This is a genomic window from Lactobacillus sp. B4026 (genome assembly GCF_026535825.1).
Lineage (GTDB): Bacteria > Bacillota > Bacilli > Lactobacillales > Lactobacillaceae > Lactobacillus > Lactobacillus panisapium.
Genome location: NZ_JAFNPD010000009.1, coordinates 15,581 through 30,475, shown reverse-complemented (window position 1 = coordinate 30,475; position 14,895 = coordinate 15,581). Strand labels below are relative to the sequence as shown.

The 14,895-nt window shown below is 37.4% G+C and carries 15 protein-coding genes; 11 read left to right on the top strand and 4 right to left on the bottom strand.

Features of this window, described 5'->3' with window-relative positions; translation table 11 throughout:
* Positions 1 to 18: 18 nt before the first annotated feature.
* Complete coding sequence (locus J3U69_RS07935; protein WP_103751902.1) at positions 19 to 933, top strand: proline-specific peptidase family protein; 915 nt, start codon at positions 19 to 21, stop codon at positions 931 to 933.
* A gap of 77 nt (positions 934 to 1,010) precedes the next feature.
* On the opposite strand, the gene J3U69_RS07930 is transcribed toward J3U69_RS07935, so the two are convergent.
* The gene (locus tag J3U69_RS07930) at positions 1,011 to 1,880 is read right to left on the bottom strand and encodes an RluA family pseudouridine synthase (protein WP_267413621.1); all 870 of its coding nucleotides are present in this window, start codon (positions 1,878 to 1,880) and stop codon (positions 1,011 to 1,013) included.
* A gap of 85 nt (positions 1,881 to 1,965) precedes the next feature.
* Between J3U69_RS07930 and J3U69_RS07925 the strand changes: the two genes are divergently transcribed.
* From J3U69_RS07925 to J3U69_RS07905, 5 genes are read left to right on the top strand one after another with little or no spacing between them, the layout of a single operon-like run.
* Positions 1,966 to 4,023, top strand: a complete 2,058-nt coding sequence (locus J3U69_RS07925) for a PBP1A family penicillin-binding protein (RefSeq protein WP_267413620.1) — start codon at positions 1,966 to 1,968, stop codon at positions 4,021 to 4,023.
* Between the two features lie 16 nt (positions 4,024 to 4,039).
* Positions 4,040 to 4,390, top strand: coding sequence for a YlbF family regulator (locus J3U69_RS07920; protein WP_103751899.1), 351 nt, complete (start codon positions 4,040 to 4,042; stop codon positions 4,388 to 4,390).
* Between the two features lie 8 nt (positions 4,391 to 4,398).
* Positions 4,399 to 5,616 (top strand): metallophosphoesterase family protein, encoded by a 1,218-nt coding sequence (locus J3U69_RS07915; protein ID WP_267413619.1) that lies wholly within the window; start codon positions 4,399 to 4,401, stop codon positions 5,614 to 5,616.
* The gene (locus tag J3U69_RS07910) at positions 5,597 to 8,098 is read left to right on the top strand and encodes an ATP-binding protein (protein ID WP_267413618.1); all 2,502 of its coding nucleotides are present in this window, start codon (positions 5,597 to 5,599) and stop codon (positions 8,096 to 8,098) included. The genes J3U69_RS07915 and J3U69_RS07910 overlap by 20 nt, the downstream gene beginning before the upstream one ends.
* Positions 8,091 to 9,068 carry a 3'-5' exoribonuclease YhaM family protein gene (locus J3U69_RS07905; protein WP_220219940.1) on the top strand — a complete coding sequence of 326 codons (978 nt, stop codon included), beginning with the start codon at positions 8,091 to 8,093 and terminating at the stop codon, positions 9,066 to 9,068. The genes J3U69_RS07910 and J3U69_RS07905 overlap by 8 nt, the downstream gene beginning before the upstream one ends.
* 49 nt (positions 9,069 to 9,117) lie before the next feature.
* On the opposite strand, the gene J3U69_RS07900 is transcribed toward J3U69_RS07905, so the two are convergent.
* From J3U69_RS07900 to J3U69_RS07890, 3 genes are all read right to left on the bottom strand, one after another.
* Positions 9,118 to 10,017, bottom strand: a complete 900-nt coding sequence (locus J3U69_RS07900; protein ID WP_220219939.1) for a peptidylprolyl isomerase PrsA — start codon at positions 10,015 to 10,017, stop codon at positions 9,118 to 9,120.
* A 126-nt stretch (positions 10,018 to 10,143) separates the two neighbouring features.
* Positions 10,144 to 10,485, bottom strand: a complete 342-nt coding sequence (locus tag J3U69_RS07895) for a hypothetical protein (protein WP_103751894.1) — start codon at positions 10,483 to 10,485, stop codon at positions 10,144 to 10,146.
* A 9-nt stretch (positions 10,486 to 10,494) separates the two neighbouring features.
* Positions 10,495 to 10,926 carry an HIT family protein gene (locus J3U69_RS07890; RefSeq protein WP_267413616.1) on the bottom strand — a complete coding sequence of 144 codons (432 nt, stop codon included), beginning with the start codon at positions 10,924 to 10,926 and terminating at the stop codon, positions 10,495 to 10,497.
* A gap of 90 nt (positions 10,927 to 11,016) precedes the next feature.
* Here J3U69_RS07890 and J3U69_RS07885 point away from each other — a divergent pair, with 90 nt between their 5' ends.
* From J3U69_RS07885 to ytpR, 5 genes are read left to right on the top strand one after another with little or no spacing between them, the layout of a single operon-like run.
* The gene (locus J3U69_RS07885; protein WP_103751892.1) at positions 11,017 to 11,757 is read left to right on the top strand and encodes an ABC transporter ATP-binding protein; all 741 of its coding nucleotides are present in this window, start codon (positions 11,017 to 11,019) and stop codon (positions 11,755 to 11,757) included.
* Positions 11,750 to 12,949, top strand: a complete 1,200-nt coding sequence (locus tag J3U69_RS07880; protein WP_267413615.1) for an ABC transporter permease — start codon at positions 11,750 to 11,752, stop codon at positions 12,947 to 12,949. Before J3U69_RS07885 ends, J3U69_RS07880 begins: the two co-directional genes overlap by 8 nt.
* 3 nt (positions 12,950 to 12,952) lie before the next feature.
* Complete coding sequence (trmB, locus tag J3U69_RS07875) at positions 12,953 to 13,612, top strand: tRNA (guanosine(46)-N7)-methyltransferase TrmB (RefSeq protein ID WP_267413614.1); 660 nt, start codon at positions 12,953 to 12,955, stop codon at positions 13,610 to 13,612.
* A 32-nt stretch (positions 13,613 to 13,644) separates the two neighbouring features.
* Entirely contained in the window at positions 13,645 to 13,965 is a 321-nt protein-coding gene (locus J3U69_RS07870) for a thioredoxin family protein (RefSeq protein WP_103751889.1), read from the top strand.
* A 20-nt stretch (positions 13,966 to 13,985) separates the two neighbouring features.
* Complete coding sequence (gene ytpR / locus J3U69_RS07865; protein WP_220219935.1) at positions 13,986 to 14,633, top strand: YtpR family tRNA-binding protein; 648 nt, start codon at positions 13,986 to 13,988, stop codon at positions 14,631 to 14,633.
* The last annotated feature ends 262 nt before the right edge of the window (positions 14,634 to 14,895 follow it).

Below are 14,895 nucleotides of genomic sequence, written 5' to 3'. Positions count from 1 at the left end.
AGGGGACTAGACTAAATAATGAGAACAGGATCAAAAATTATCACTTTAGATAACGGCTACCATTTGTGGACGAGTACGCAAGGCGAAGGTGACATCCACTTGTTAGCATTGCATGGTGGACCCGGTGGTAACCATGAATATTGGGAAGACGCTGCTGATCAATTAAAAAAGCAGGGATTAAATGTCCAAGTTACGATGTATGATCAACTTGGTTCACTTTACTCTGATCAACCAGATTATGATGATCCAGAAATTGCTGCTAAGTATTTGACCTATGAATATTTCCTTGATGAAGTAGATGAAGTTAGAGATAAGCTTGGCCTTGATAACTGCTATTTAATTGGTCAAAGTTGGGGTGGACTTTTGGCGCAAGAATACGCCGTTAAATATGGTCAACACCTTAAAGGAACAATTATTTCTTCAATGGTTGATGACACCGATGACTATATCGCTTCAATTAACCGGCGTAGACAAGAGATTTTCCCACAAACGGAAATTGATTTTATGCGCGAATGTGAAGAAAATAATGACTATGACAATAAGCGTTACCAAGAAGATGTTCAGATTTTGAACATTAACTTTCTTGATCGTCGTCAGCCGTGCAAGCTTTACCATATTAAACGAATTGGTGGGTTACCTGTCTACCATGCTTTTCAAGGTGATAATGAGTTTGTCGTTACTGGTAAGTTAAAGGATTGGCATTTCAGAAAGTATCTCAAAGAAATTAAAATGCCAACACTACTGACCTTTGGCGAAGAAGATACTATGCCGCTAGAAACTGCTCGAATTATGCAAAAAGAAATTCCTAATTCACGTTTAGTAACTACCCCAAATGCGGGACATCACCACATGGTTGACAACCCTGATGTTTACTATAAGCATGTTGCCGACTTTATTCGAGAAGTTGAAGCTGGCACCTTTAAAGGTGAATAGTTAACTGCAGTGTAAATAAAAAAAGTGACTAGTGTTTTAAAGTCAAAAAAAGCCATGAGCTATTTCTCATGGCTTTTTTATTGGTTTAGTAAAATAATTTTTTCTTTTGGCAATTTGACTTTGATTTGATTGAAACTAAACGGCTTTACCAAGGACATCTGAAATGCTGTTAGGTGTAAAAAGTCATCCGGATTGAACTGAGGATTATATAATGGATCACCGACAATCGGGCAGCCAATTGCGGCTAAATGAACCCTAATCTGATGGGTTCGACCGGTTTCAAGCGACAGCTTAACAAGTGCTGTCTGATCGGAGCATTTTTGTAAAACTTGATAATGGGTACAGGATTTTAGACCATCTGAGCGAATCATTCTTTTGCGTTTATCCATTGGATCATGGCCAATCGGCAAGTTAATTGTGCCTTTTTCTGGTAAGCTACGTGTTTGATTGACGACGGCTAAATACTCTCTGTGAAAGATTTTAGTTGTTAATTCACGATTAAGAATGGGAACAACGGCCGGATTTTTAGCCACTAAAAGCAATCCACTCGTTAGCATATCTAAACGGTGTACAATGTAGGGAGTGTATTTTAAATAAGTGGCACAATCATTTAAAGCCGTATTGGTTTCTCCCTGATTGGGATGGGTCTTTTGGCCCGCTGGCTTATTAATAATTAACAAGTCGTGATCCTCGTAGATTGGGTCAGGAAATTTTCCACTTGGTAAATAAATCCCTTGTTCAGACTCAACATGATCAAGAATTAGGTCAATTTTTTCGTCTGGATAGACAAGCTGATTAAAATAACGGTATTGGCCGTTAATTAAAACCTTATGGTTGATTCGCAGATAATGGCGCCATTTTCGCGGAAGTAAAAGCTGCCGCAACAAGTCACTGACAGAACATGGTTTAAGATTTTTGGGGTAATTAAGTGTAAAATAATAGCTCATAAATATTTATTAAATCTTTTTGAAAATAAAGGTAATACTTTCTGATATGATACAATTTTAGTTGTTTCTAAAAGGAGCAGATAAAATGGAAAATAATGAACCAAAGAGAAGAGGACTTGGTGGCTTGTGGCACCGGTTTGATCACCGTTTTTATATCGGGCGCTGGATTATCTTGATCCTGCTAACCTTCACTTTTTTGGTTTGTACTTATTATACCGTCAAAGTAAAAACTTCAAACATCTCAAATTTAAAAGCATCCCTGTCGACAACCACGGCTATTTATGATCATAAAAATCAAAAGGCGGGTTCTTTATACTCGCAAAAGGGAACTTTTGTTGAATACAATAAGATTTCACCTAACGTCAAAAATGCCGTAATTTCAACTGAAGATCGAACTTTTTGGACTAATCCTGGCTTTAGTATTAAGGGGATGGCTAGAGCAGCTTTAGGGTTAGTGATTCATCGAGGACAAATTTCTGGTGGTGGTTCAACTTTAACGCAGCAATTAGCCAAAAATGCTTTATTAACACAGCGTCAAACTATCTCACGTAAAGTAGAAGAACTATTTTTTGCGATTGAGATTACGCACGTTTACTCCAAAAAAGATATTTTAACTATGTATCTGAACAAGGCTTACTTTGGTAACGGTGTTTGGGGCGTGCAGGATGCCAGCAGGAAATATTTTGGTAAAGATGCTAGCCAGTTAACGGTGGGCGAAGGAGCTTGTTTAGCTGGAATTTTGCGGAATCCAAGTAAATATAATCCAATCGATCATCTGAATTATTCGCTTTCAAGACGTAATTTGGTTTTGGATTTGATGGTTTCGAATGATAAGCTAACCAAACAGCAAGCACAAATAGCTCAAAGACAAGGTTTAACTTTACGTGATACCTATCATAATCAGGATGGTTATCGTTATCCTTACTTTTTTGATGCTGTGGTCGATGAGGCGATTAATCGCTACGGTCTAAAAGAAGAAGACGTGATGAATAAGGGGCTTCGTATTTATACGACGTTAAACCAAAATTATCAGCAGCAACTTCAGGAAAAATTTGCTCAAGACTGGCTATTTCCGCAGGGGTCTTCTGACGGAACAAAGACTCAAGGAGCCAGTGTGGTAATGGATCCAAGTACTGGAGCTGTTCGTGCCGTCATTGGTGGACGAGGAAAGCACGTCTTTCGCGGTTATAATCGTGCAACTCAAATGAAGCGGCAGCCGGGCTCATCAATTAAACCAATTGTGTCTTATGCACCTGCTCTCCAGCAGGGCTATCATTATGATTCACAGCTGTCGAATAAATTGCAGCGCTTTGGTAAAAATGGCTATCAGCCGCATAACGTTGATAACGGTTATTCTAATAAGATCCCAATGTACGTGGCATTAGCACAAAGTAAAAACGTGCCAGCCGTTTGGTTACTTGACCGGATTGGTGTGTCTAAGGGTGTCCAATCGGCCAATAATTTCGGTATTAAAGTAGCCAAAGAGGATCAAAACCTTGCTTTGGCCTTAGGGGGATTATCAACTGGAGTTTCTCCTATGCAAATGGCGCGAGCATATTCTGCTTTTGCCAATAAGGGAAATCTTCCCAATAATTCCTACTTCATTACTAAAATTACCGATGCTAGCGGCAACGTAATTGGCGAAAATCACGATATTGGAAAACACCGGATTATTTCAGAAAGCACAGCAAAAGAAATGACCACAATGCTTTTAGGCGTTTTTGCTGGTGGTACAGGTACATCGGCTCAACCAGCCGGTTACCGCGTTGCTGGTAAGACGGGCTCAACGGAAGTACCAAATTCATATGGGTTTGGTACCAAAGACCAGTGGATTGTAGGTTATACGCCTGATGTAGTCGTTGCTACTTGGGTTGGCTATGATCGCACTAATAAACAGCACTTTATGCATGGTGTTTCTGAAACGGAGATTACCAGATTATACAAAGCAGAAATGGAAGGGATTCTTCCTTATACTGCACAAAATCAATTTACTGAGCAGGCTCCTAAACAAATTATTCAAAACAACGGTTCTAATTCGGATTGGACTAATGGCTTGAATGAAAAAATACAAAAAGGTTTAGGATCTGCGGGAGAAAAGCTTAATGAATGGTATAATGATTTGAAGGGTCTTTTTGACCGATAATTAGGAGGATTTAATCATGGTAAATATTTATGACGCAACCAATCAATTAGCTTCTGATTTGCAAGAAATTGATGAATTTAAGACTTTACAAGTTGCAATTGACGGAGTTAAAAATAATGCAGAAAGTTCAGATTTGTTTAAGAAGATGGACAAGATGCAAAATACAATTATGAACGTTCAATCACAAGGTCAAGAATTGACACAAGAAATGCAGGAAGAATATAAGAACTTAAATGAACAAGTTCAAAAAGATCCCCAAATTTTGAAGCTGTTAGAGGCAGAACAAGGCCTTTATAATACAGTTGAAGAAGTTCAAAAAGTAATTACCCAACCAATTAATGATCTATACAAGGGTCTTAGAAACTAGATACAACAATGAAATTTATTCATTTTGCTGATGCGCACTTAGATAGTCCTTTTTTGGGGCTATCTTTTTTGCCATCTAGGAGTTCTTCATCCATTCATGACGCTCCTAACCAGTCATTAACAAAAGTCGTTGATTTGGCCTTGCAAGAAAATGTTGATCTTGTGTTGATCGCAGGGGATACGTTTGATAGTGCTCGACCTAATCCCAGTAGTCAAATCTTTTTTGCACAACAAATTGCCAGGCTAACCGATGCCAAGATTCAAGTGGTCATGATTTTTGGAAACCATGATCATATGAAAAAAGAAGACTTATTAATTTCAGCAAGTCCCTATTTTAAATTATTAGGTGATGGTGAAACGGTTGAAACCGTCAGTTATCAAACAGCTAACGGCTTTGAGTACGAGGTCACGGGTTTTTCTTATTTAAAAAATCACATCACTACCAATAAGATTAGTGAATTTCCAGCTAAAGGCAGACATTATACTTTTGGCTTAATGCACGCACAAGAAAAGTCAGGCCAAAGTAGTCAAAATGTATATGCTCCATTTAATTTAACCGAACTAAAAGAGTTAAACTATGATTACTTTGCTTTAGGGCACATTCATTTGCGACAAGTTTTATCAACTACTCCTTGGATTGTTTATCCCGGCAATTTGCAAGGGCGTCATATCAATGAAACAGGCGAAAAAGGCTGTTATCTGGGCGAAATAAATGAGCAAACAAAAGAAACAAAAATTCAATTTATTCCTACTTGTCCTATTGTCTGGCAAAAAGTTGCTATCAAATTGCAAAAACCGCTGTCCCAAGCTGATTTGCAGACTTTAATTTGCGATAATCTCACTTCTTCGGTAACGACTTATTACTGCCTAAAAATTATTGGTGCCGAGTATCTGAGTGCAAAAGAACGTGAAATGATCCAGGAAAGTGATTTCTGGCACATGATCTCGCAGCAACTAGATTGTGAATCACAATTAGTGGATGTGCGGCTGGCCAGCAACAGTCACCTAGAAATTGCCGAAAATGATCAGGTTTATTTCAAGCAAGCTGAAAAAGAGGTTTTTGACCAGCAAGAGTTTCAGTCTTTCAGTAATGATTGGGCTAAAAAAGATGATTTTGCGGCCGAACTTGCCCAAAGTACGCTTTTCGAAGAGCAAGTGCAACAACTTGCTGAGGTCAAACTGAATAGTAAATTGAAAGGAATTAGCGATGAAATTAACGAAGATTAAAGTTGTCAATTTTGGCCAATTCTCTGATTTTACGTTTGAACTGCCGGAATCTAATCTCACGGTTTTTTTTGGTGCTAATGAAGCTGGTAAAAGTACGATTGTTGCTTTTATTAAACAAGTTCTATTTGGTTTTCACCTAGCCAAGCATACTTCTGCTTTTTTTGAAGATTATAAACCTTTAGCAAGGGTCAGCCCAATGGGGGGATCATTGTTTTTTACGGATGAGCAGGCTAATACATTTGAATTGGAACGCCTGTATGCACCGGGCAAGGGCTCTAAAGTTGGTACGCTAACTGTAAAGCGTAATGGACAGGTTGTTCCGGAAAATATTTTTTTTGATCAGTTAAAAAATATTGACGGTGAATTTTATTCGGACAGCTTTATCTTTAATCAAGACATGTTAGCCAAAGTTGGCACTATTGGACAGACAGATTTGCTTGAACGCATTTATTATTTAGGCGCTGCTAATAGTGACAAGCTGATTGATCTGCGCGACGATTTTGCCAAAAAAGCAAGCACATTATTTAAAAAAGGTGGGACTAATCCGCCGCTTAATCAGTTGCTTAAGCAGTTAAAAGAGCAGAAAACCAAGGTTGATGAAGCAGAGGAAGAATTTTCTGACTACCAAGAATTGCAAAAGCAGTTCAGTGATCAGCAAGCGCAATTAACTGAACAGGAAGCACTTTTAACCAAGCTGCAGGATAAACAAAAGCACGCTGAACAATTGCAAAGATTACTGCCGAGCTACCAAAAACTTACGAAGTTAAAGCAAGAAGTAAAAACTGTTTCCTTTGATGAACAGCAATATCAAGAAGCGCAAAATTTGCTGATAGAAAAGCAAAATTTGCAAAAACAGACGGAAAATTTGCAAAAACGACTTGCCAAAGTTGCTGGTCAAGATAATTCGCTCCAAAATGGGCATGAATTGGTTCAAAAAAAGCCTGAAGTTTTGCAATGGCGCTCAGAATATCGCTCTTGTTTACAAAAGCAGAAGCAAATTGCCAGTGAAAAAGAACAGTTAGTTACTCTTAACCCAGCATTGGCAAAGGTAGCCGATTTTAGTCAAGATCAAATGGTTACATTGCAAACGGATTACCAAAACTTGTCTTTAAAAGATGACTCTTCAAGGCAAAACACTCAAACTGATGGAAGATATTGGCTGATTGGTTCTGGCTTAATCATCATTCTTGGTTTAATCCTGTTGGTAATCAATTCACCGCTTTTTGGTGGAGCCGCGTTACTTGGCGGCATTGTCTGTGGAATGTGTGGTTTCACTAAACAAAAGCAGGCTAGGGAGGTCAAGGCCCAGCAGGAAGAGCAAAAAGATTTAGCTCAAAAACAGCGGGCCGCTTTTACCAGTAAATATGACTTAGAACCGGACCAGTTGGATCTACCGAATTTGCTTAACGCGTGGCGGCAATATCAATTACAAATTCAAAAAGAAAAAGCAGTTGAAAGCCAAGAAGAAGATTTACTTTTACAGTCTAGCAAACTTGCTGATAAGATTAGTCAACTCCTTCACCAAGAAGTCCAGCCAGACTTTGAGAGTATTCTTACCGCTTTAGACCAGTTAGAAACGCAGGAAAATCTTGCCCGTCAGAGTAGCGAAGAAAAAGCTAGTTTGCAAGGTACAATTGCTGATAATAATTCTCGTATTAAGGAGCTCGATTTAAAATTAAATGCACTTTTTGCTGCAGCTAATGTAACTGACATGGCAGGCTATACAGCGCTTAAATCAGCTAAATTAAAGCAGGAAGAACTCCAGGCTGAAATTAATGTTTTAACGACAAATCTTAAGCCAGATATGGCAGAGCTAAAATTAATTCAGCAAGATACTGCTTTGCAATCCAAGCTTCAAGATTTATTACAGCAAATTGCCAATCAGCAAGAAAAGATTCGCCAATTACAAGCGACAAAGGCTGAGTTGAGTGTTAAGATGACCAACCTAGCTAATTCAAACGCGGTCTTTTCAGCTAAGCAAGATTTAGCTAACCTAAAAACTAAGTTTCAGAACTTAAGTACTGAATATTTAGCAGATTTAGCCGTATCAAAATGGATTGCGCGGGCTTTAGATTTAGCTTCAAATGAACGCTTTCCTAAAATGTTAGTACTGGCAAAAGAATATTTGCGACTATTAACAAATAATCGGTATAATAGTATTGAAATTGACAAGAAACTAACAGTTACTCGTTATGATGGCAAGAAGATCAAGGTACAGTATTTGTCACGTGGTACTTCTGAACAACTGTACTTTGCATTAAAACTAGCATTTGTTCAGCAAATAAAAGATCAAATCAACTTACCAATTTTAATTGATGATTCTTTTGTCAATTTTGATGATCAACGAGTTGACCAGATTAAGCAACTATTGGATCAAGTAGCGCAAAACAATCAGGTGTTGATTTTTACTGCGCAATCCACTTTAGTTGAAAAATTGCATATTCAGCCACTAACTTTTAGGAAAGGAACCGAGAATGTATAAACGTTTGCTGGATTATAATGATGGTGAAGAATTGGAGGCAGTTGTATTAATTAAAAATTCACAACTGCGGCATACGAAAAAGGGCAAGCTATATTTAGCAATGTCCTTTGGTGATTCGTCAGGTGAAATTCGTGGTAACTTTTGGGATGCCAATAATCAGGATGCTGCGACTTTTAGTGCTGGCACCATTGTTGAATTAGATGGCAAACGTGAGGAATATCAAGGACAACCACAAATCAAGATTTATAGTTTACGAGTTGTTGGTCCTGAAGAAGGCTATGATCTTAAGCAATTTATAAAGTCGGCACCTGAAAAAATTTCAGTCATGAAAGAGGAAATTAATCAGTATGTATTTGAAATCTTAAATCCGACATGGAATCGCATAGTTCGTTTTTTACTGAAAAAATGGGGTGAGCGTTTCTATGATTATCCCGCTGGAAAAAGCAATCATCATGCGGTTAGAGGCGGCTTAGCCTATCATACGCTGTCAATGCTGCGGGATGCCAAGGCAATTGCTGATAACTATCCGCAGGTTGACAGGTCGCTTTTATATGCTGGCTGTATTTTGCATGACATGGGTAAAGTTCTTGAATTAACTGGCCCAGCTGCAACGCAATATACCACTGAAGGTAATTTGGTCGGGCATTTAGTATTAATAGATGAACAAATTATGCTGGCGGCTAAGGAACTTAATTTCGATTTAGAAGCCGAGGATATTTTGTTGTTACGGCACATGGTCTTATCGCACCACGGTAAGTTTGAGTATGGCTCACCTAAATTACCAGCGTTATTGGAAGCCGAATTGTTACACCGTATAGATGATTTGGATGCTGCTGTTTATGCAATTACTAACGCTTTGCAAAATACGCGGCCGGGTAATTTTACTGATAATATTATGAGCCAAGGTGGCAGGAAATTTTATCGGCCAAAAAAGGATGAACCGTTAACTAAAGCTAGAAAATTAGAGTAAAAAAAAGAAGTTCATTTGAACTTCTTTTTTATTTGCGATTAAACTATGCTTATTTCTTTGCATCTGAAGTAGAAATATATGAAGATAAGACGTTCTTAAGATCGTTATCTTTAATATTAACATCGGCTTTTTTCAATACAGTCGATATTACGCTACGCATTGTTTCTTGATCTTGTGACATTGAACGATAAATCTGATCATCAATTTCCTTCTTGTGTGAAGCAAATGTGCCTTTACCAGGGTGCTTAATCATTCTAATCACATGGTAACCAGATTGTGATTTAACTGGGCTGCTGGTGGTTTCACCGGTCTTTAACTTGAATGCCGCATTCTTAAATGCTGGGTCTAAAGTTGAATCGGTTGAATCAAAGGCAGGTAATTTTCCTTCGTTAGATTTAGTACCAGTATCAAGTGAGTATTTTTTAACTAAGCTCTTGAAGCTCTTACCATCTTTTAATTGCTTAATGATATCTTCAGCTTGTGATTTCTTGGCAACTAAAATATGTTGAACGGTAACTTTTGGTTGATATGATTTCCAAGCCTTGTCTTCTTGACTCTTAGAAATCTTCTTAACGTCTTTTAAAGCTGCCTCACTAAGTAAGTTAGTCTTAAGGTTTTGCTTAAAGCCTGAAACAGTCATACCGTTTTGTTGCAATACAGCGTTAAATTGGGAACCATATTGCTTTTTGTAATTATCAAATTGCTTGTTAACTTCACTCTTGGAAACTTTATTACCATATTGTTGTTCCAAAACATGGTTAATAATCATGTTAGCAAGAGCGGTTTGACCAGCTTGCGATTTCTTCATTTCATCGTAGTAGTCTTTTTGGGTAATTTTACCACCCTTGTAGGAGGCAACTGTCTTGCCATCATTAGAACAAGCAGCAGTTGATAAAGCAATTCCGGCTACAGCGGCTACTGCAGCAATTTTCTTAAAATATTTTTTCATAAAGTAATTCTCCACATCCTTAATAAATTAAGTCACCGTCAATTAATATAACATAAACTGGCAACTCTAGTTTTTAATTTTATCGTTTTCACTAAAAAAACAAACTTTCTTTATAATTTTTTAGCATTATTCCGATTTTTTTGGCAGATTTTGTGTAATATCTTCACTAATTTTTTGTGTCTGTTTCTGTAATTGGGCGATTATCCGCGAAATGCTCATTTGATAATATTGAATATCTTTTTCCAATTCAGTAAGATTCTTTTTAACAGGAGGTAACGAGGCATTTAGTTCTTGGCGAGCTTCTTGCAAGCTCCCAATTGCGTTAGTTAAATCGCTGATATCTTCCTTTGTACCCTGAAATTGATCTTGAATTGGTTGACCAAGACGTCGACCGTTTTTGTCTCTAAATAATGATAAAACCATGCCAAATCCGGCACCGACTGCTAGTCCAAGACTAAATTTCTTCATAATTTCTCCTTAAAACTGGGCCTTAATTTGCTCTGCAATTTTTTGGTAATCTGCTTCAGTATAGTTTGCTTCGTTGTTTCTGGTAACGATTTTTAGACCATCACCTTCGAAACGAGGAACAAAATGAATATGTGAATGCATTACCACCTGATTTGCGCTAGCGCCATTATTGGTGCTAATATTCATCCCTGTAATTTTAGGGTCATAATTTTTGATTGCATTGGCAATCGCAGGAATATATTTTAAGAATCTCTGCGCATCGTCAGCTGAGTAATCAAAAAAGTTAGCAATGTGCTTTTTTGGGACCATCAAAGTATGACCAGGGTTTACTTGCGACAAATCTAAGAATGCCTTGACATCATCATTTTCAAAAATAGTGTAGCTAGGAACTTCACCACGAATAATTTTACAGAATAAACAATCTTTATCTAATTCAGCCATCTTTAAACCTCTTAACTTTGAAATGTAGTTTCCATTAATATCATGCTATCATATTAAATGAGGAAATTCATTAAAAGAAAGATAGGAAATATGGTTCTCAAAATAGAGCATTTGACTGGTGGATATACTGGTATACCAGTCATTAAAGATATTAATTTAGAAATTCAGCCAGGTGAAGCATTAGGAATTATCGGCCTAAATGGTGCGGGCAAATCAACTACTATTAAGCACATTCTTGGTTTACTAAGACCACAAAAAGGCAAAATTGTATTAAATTCGGTTGAATTGATTAAACAGCCGACGGAATTTAAACGGCAAATTGCATACATTCCGGAAGTTCCGGTTTTGTATGAAGAATTAACTTTGAAAGAACATTTAGAACTCACGATGATGAGTTATCAATTAGATGAAAAGAAAGCTTGGAAGCGGGCCAATGAACTGCTAAAAATGTTTAGGCTTGATGATAAGCTAGATTGGATGCCAATCTATTTTTCAAAGGGAATGAAACAAAAAGTGATGATTGTGACTGCTTTTTTGGCAGATACTGATTTGCTGGTAATTGATGAGCCTTTTACTGGCCTTGACCCACTTGCTGTTAGCAACCTGATTGATTTAATTAAAAAAGCGGTGGCGCAGAAAAAGATGATACTAATGTCAACGCATATACTGGCAGACGCCGAACAAGCAATTTCTAACTATGCTGTCTTGAACAATGGCAAGATTGAGGTAATTGGAAGTTTAACAGACATTAGAAAGCATTATGGCTTGAATGAGTCCGATTCCTTTGACAAGATCTACCAAATCTTGAATGAGGAGCAAAGACATGCGTAAATTAGCTCAAAAAAGACTGCAATCCAATTTACAACAATCACTCAAATATCTGGTTTTAGTATTTAATGACTTTTTTATTTTGGCATTAATCTTTTTGTTCGGTGCCATAATGTTTTGGTATGCGCAGGCAATGAAAACAATGCCAAGCCAGCGCTGGTTTTATCGTCCTTTGGTTGGGGCAATTTTATGGCTGCCACTATTGGTTGGAAAACTGGTTACGATGCTGAAACCGGCTGATTTACAGTTTTTACTGCCGCAAGATGAGCAGATAGATGACTATTTAAAGCCAATGTTTAATTATAGTTTAGTTGTACCTGGGATTATCCTTATTTTGCTGGCTGGAATTTTGTTTCCATTTGCGACTATTAAGGCAAAGATAGCACCGTTAGAATACATTCTAGCTGTTTTTGGTGTTTTTATTGCTAAAATTTTACAGTTGAAAATAATGGAGCATAATCTGTTCTTTAATCGCAAGGTATCCTTACTAGCTGTCAATCTAGTGCTATTATTAGCTTTTATTTTAGGTCTGACTTCGGTCAAAATTTTTTATGTCGTATTCTTTTTATTGGTAATTTGTGTCGGGCTACTGATTTTTAAACCGCGTCATGATGCACTTTTTGATTGGCAATATGCGGTTGAATTAGAGCAAAAACGCAAAAGCAGGGTTTACAGTGCTTTTAGCATGTTTACCGATGTAAAAGAAAAAAGAGTGACAATCAAGCGGCGTAAGTACTTGGACTTTTTATTGCCTAAATCACTTGCACGTGAAAATCCTAACCGTTTTTTGTATCGGAGATCGCTTCTACGAAATCCCGAAAATATCAGCTTATTGGTGCGAATGACTGCTTTTGCCGTTTTAGTCTCCTGGCTTGTACAAAATTGGTTATGGGCGCTCGGACTGTCATGCTTAGTAATCTTCTTGACGGTTTACCAATTGCTGCCAATGGCCAATGAATTTGATAATAATATTATGTATCGGATATATCCAATACAGCGAAATAATCGTGGGAAAGACTTAGTAATCGTTTTGGCACTAGCTTTAGTTTTACAATGGTTAATCATTAGTCTGTTTTGGTTGCTATTGCTGCCAATTAATTTAAACCTATTAGAAGCATGCGTTGCCTTGCTCATCTTTAGCTTACTAATCGGACAAATTTATTTACCCGCAAAAATCAAGAAAAGGAAGATATAATTAATGAGGTTACGAAATAAGCCTTGGGCTGTTAAATTGGTCGGTGAACACCCAGAAAGCGTCTTAGATCGACCAGATCCAGCAAGTAAAATCGACTGGTCAAAAAGATTTACAGATATTTCTAGGCCGCTTGAAATTGAAGTTGGTTCAGGTAAAGGGCGCTTTATTACAACACTGGCTGAACAACATCCTGAAAAGAACTTTGTTGCTGTGGAATTGCAAATCACGGCGACAGGAATTATTTTACGAACAAAACTGGAAAAGAAGCTCGAAAACTTACAGATTCTTTGCGCTGATGCAGCTAATTTAGATTCATTTTTTAGCCTGCATAGCGCCGAAACGATTTACTTAAATTTCAGTGATCCATGGCCGAAGAGTCGTCATGAAAAGCGGCGCTTAACTTATAAGACTTTTTTGGCAAAATACCAAGCAATTTTGGCGCAACACGGCCATTTAGAATTTAAAACAGATAATGCTGGTCTTTATGCTTACTCTGTTTTGAGCATGAACAATTTTGGCATGCACTTTGACTTTGTCTCCGTTGATTTACATCATGAAAATGAAGAAATTGTGACGCGAAATATTGAAACTGAATATGAACATAAATTTGCAGCTAAGGGTAATCCAATTTATGCCCTCCATGCAGACTTTGGAGTAAAATAGTTGAGAAGCGATTTGAATTGAGAGGTTTACAAATGGAACAAATAAAAAAATTTGATGATGCAAAATTAGCTGAAATTACCAAAACTGGTCGAGTAGTTCTTGAGTTTTCAGCTGATTGGTGCCCAGATTGCCGCTTTTTAGACCCATTAATGCCGGAAATTGAAAGTGATTTTGCTGATAGCAAATTTTATCAAATTGACCGTGATGGCGCAGTAGATGTCGCTAAAGAGTTAAATATTATGGGAATTCCTTCTTTTGTTGTCTACCAAGATGGTCAAGAAATTGGTAGACTAGTTAATAAGGATCGCAAAACCAAGGAAGAAGTCGAAGACTTTTTGCGGTCACTTGACTAAGTGAAAGAGGATTATTGTAAATGATTACTAGTATTAATAAACAAAGTTATCCTAATACCTTGATTGTGATTTTAGGTCAAGACCAAGGTAAAAGTGAATACGAAGAAAAAGAAGATATTACGCGTATTACTGACGAAAAAGGTAATGTCACAGGCTACAATTTCTTTAACGTTGACCAAGTAATTGATTATGACAAGTTACCAAATGGTGAGGTTAAACTTTCTGAAAAGGATTTAGCTGCTTTAAATCAAAAACTTGCCGATGCAGGTTTTGATGATAAGCTTGCTTATGGTAAGCCGACACTAGTTTACGGCTATGTGAAAACTTGTGAAAAACATCCTGATTCTGATCACCTGCATGTTACAACCATCGATGTTGGTAATGGTGAGGAGCATCAAATAGTTTGTGGTGCGCCAAATATTGCTCAAGGGCAAAAAGTAGTTGTGGCCCTTCCAGGGACATTAATGCCAAATGGTCAGATGATTTGGCCAGGTAAATTACGGTCAGTTGATTCATATGGCATGATTTGTTCTGCTCGTGAATTAGGCTTAGAACATGCACCACAAAAGCGTGGCATCATGGTTGTGCCTGATGATTTCTCCGTTGGGGATGCATTTGACGCTGAGAAATGTGATGAATTGCTTGCCAGCGGCAAAATTAGTTTATAAAGTAAAAAGACTCCATCAATGTGGGGCCTTTTTTGCTTGAAAAAAGTTAGTGGTATTAATAATTAAAAAAATTTCCAAGTTAACTGGCTTGTACTATAGCTAATTGGACCACTACCGTCTTGGTGGTAAAGTTGAAATTTAACAACGGATGTTTTACTTAGAGCTAAGTATAATTAATGTACTGCAATGGTACTAATTAACTATCGTTTGTGAACAATTATGAGCTTAAACTGTCGAAATTTTTCCGGCAGTTTTTCGGGAG

What these genes read in the sequence shown, in the direction of transcription:
- J3U69_RS07895 (WP_103751894.1), bottom strand. Translation starts at nt 10,485, where the DNA reads ATGAAGAAATTTAGTCTTGGACTAGCAGTCGGTGCCGGATTTGGCATG.
- J3U69_RS07935 (WP_103751902.1), top strand. Translation starts at nt 19, where the DNA reads ATGAGAACAGGATCAAAAATTATCACTTTAGATAACGGCTACCATTTG.
- J3U69_RS07915 (WP_267413619.1), top strand. Translation starts at nt 4,399, where the DNA reads ATGAAATTTATTCATTTTGCTGATGCGCACTTAGATAGTCCTTTTTTG.
- ytpR (WP_220219935.1), top strand. Translation starts at nt 13,986, where the DNA reads ATGATTACTAGTATTAATAAACAAAGTTATCCTAATACCTTGATTGTG.
- J3U69_RS07880 (WP_267413615.1), top strand. Translation starts at nt 11,750, where the DNA reads ATGCGTAAATTAGCTCAAAAAAGACTGCAATCCAATTTACAACAATCA.
- J3U69_RS07930 (WP_267413621.1), bottom strand. Translation starts at nt 1,880, where the DNA reads ATGAGCTATTATTTTACACTTAATTACCCCAAAAATCTTAAACCATGT.
- trmB (WP_267413614.1), top strand. Translation starts at nt 12,953, where the DNA reads ATGAGGTTACGAAATAAGCCTTGGGCTGTTAAATTGGTCGGTGAACAC.
- J3U69_RS07885 (WP_103751892.1), top strand. Translation starts at nt 11,017, where the DNA reads ATGGTTCTCAAAATAGAGCATTTGACTGGTGGATATACTGGTATACCA.
- J3U69_RS07900 (WP_220219939.1), bottom strand. Translation starts at nt 10,017, where the DNA reads ATGAAAAAATATTTTAAGAAAATTGCTGCAGTAGCCGCTGTAGCCGGA.
- J3U69_RS07905 (WP_220219940.1), top strand. Translation starts at nt 8,091, where the DNA reads ATGTATAAACGTTTGCTGGATTATAATGATGGTGAAGAATTGGAGGCA.
- J3U69_RS07870 (WP_103751889.1), top strand. Translation starts at nt 13,645, where the DNA reads ATGGAACAAATAAAAAAATTTGATGATGCAAAATTAGCTGAAATTACC.
- J3U69_RS07925 (WP_267413620.1), top strand. Translation starts at nt 1,966, where the DNA reads ATGGAAAATAATGAACCAAAGAGAAGAGGACTTGGTGGCTTGTGGCAC.
- J3U69_RS07890 (WP_267413616.1), bottom strand. Translation starts at nt 10,926, where the DNA reads ATGGCTGAATTAGATAAAGATTGTTTATTCTGTAAAATTATTCGTGGT.
- J3U69_RS07920 (WP_103751899.1), top strand. Translation starts at nt 4,040, where the DNA reads ATGGTAAATATTTATGACGCAACCAATCAATTAGCTTCTGATTTGCAA.
- J3U69_RS07910 (WP_267413618.1), top strand. Translation starts at nt 5,597, where the DNA reads ATGAAATTAACGAAGATTAAAGTTGTCAATTTTGGCCAATTCTCTGAT.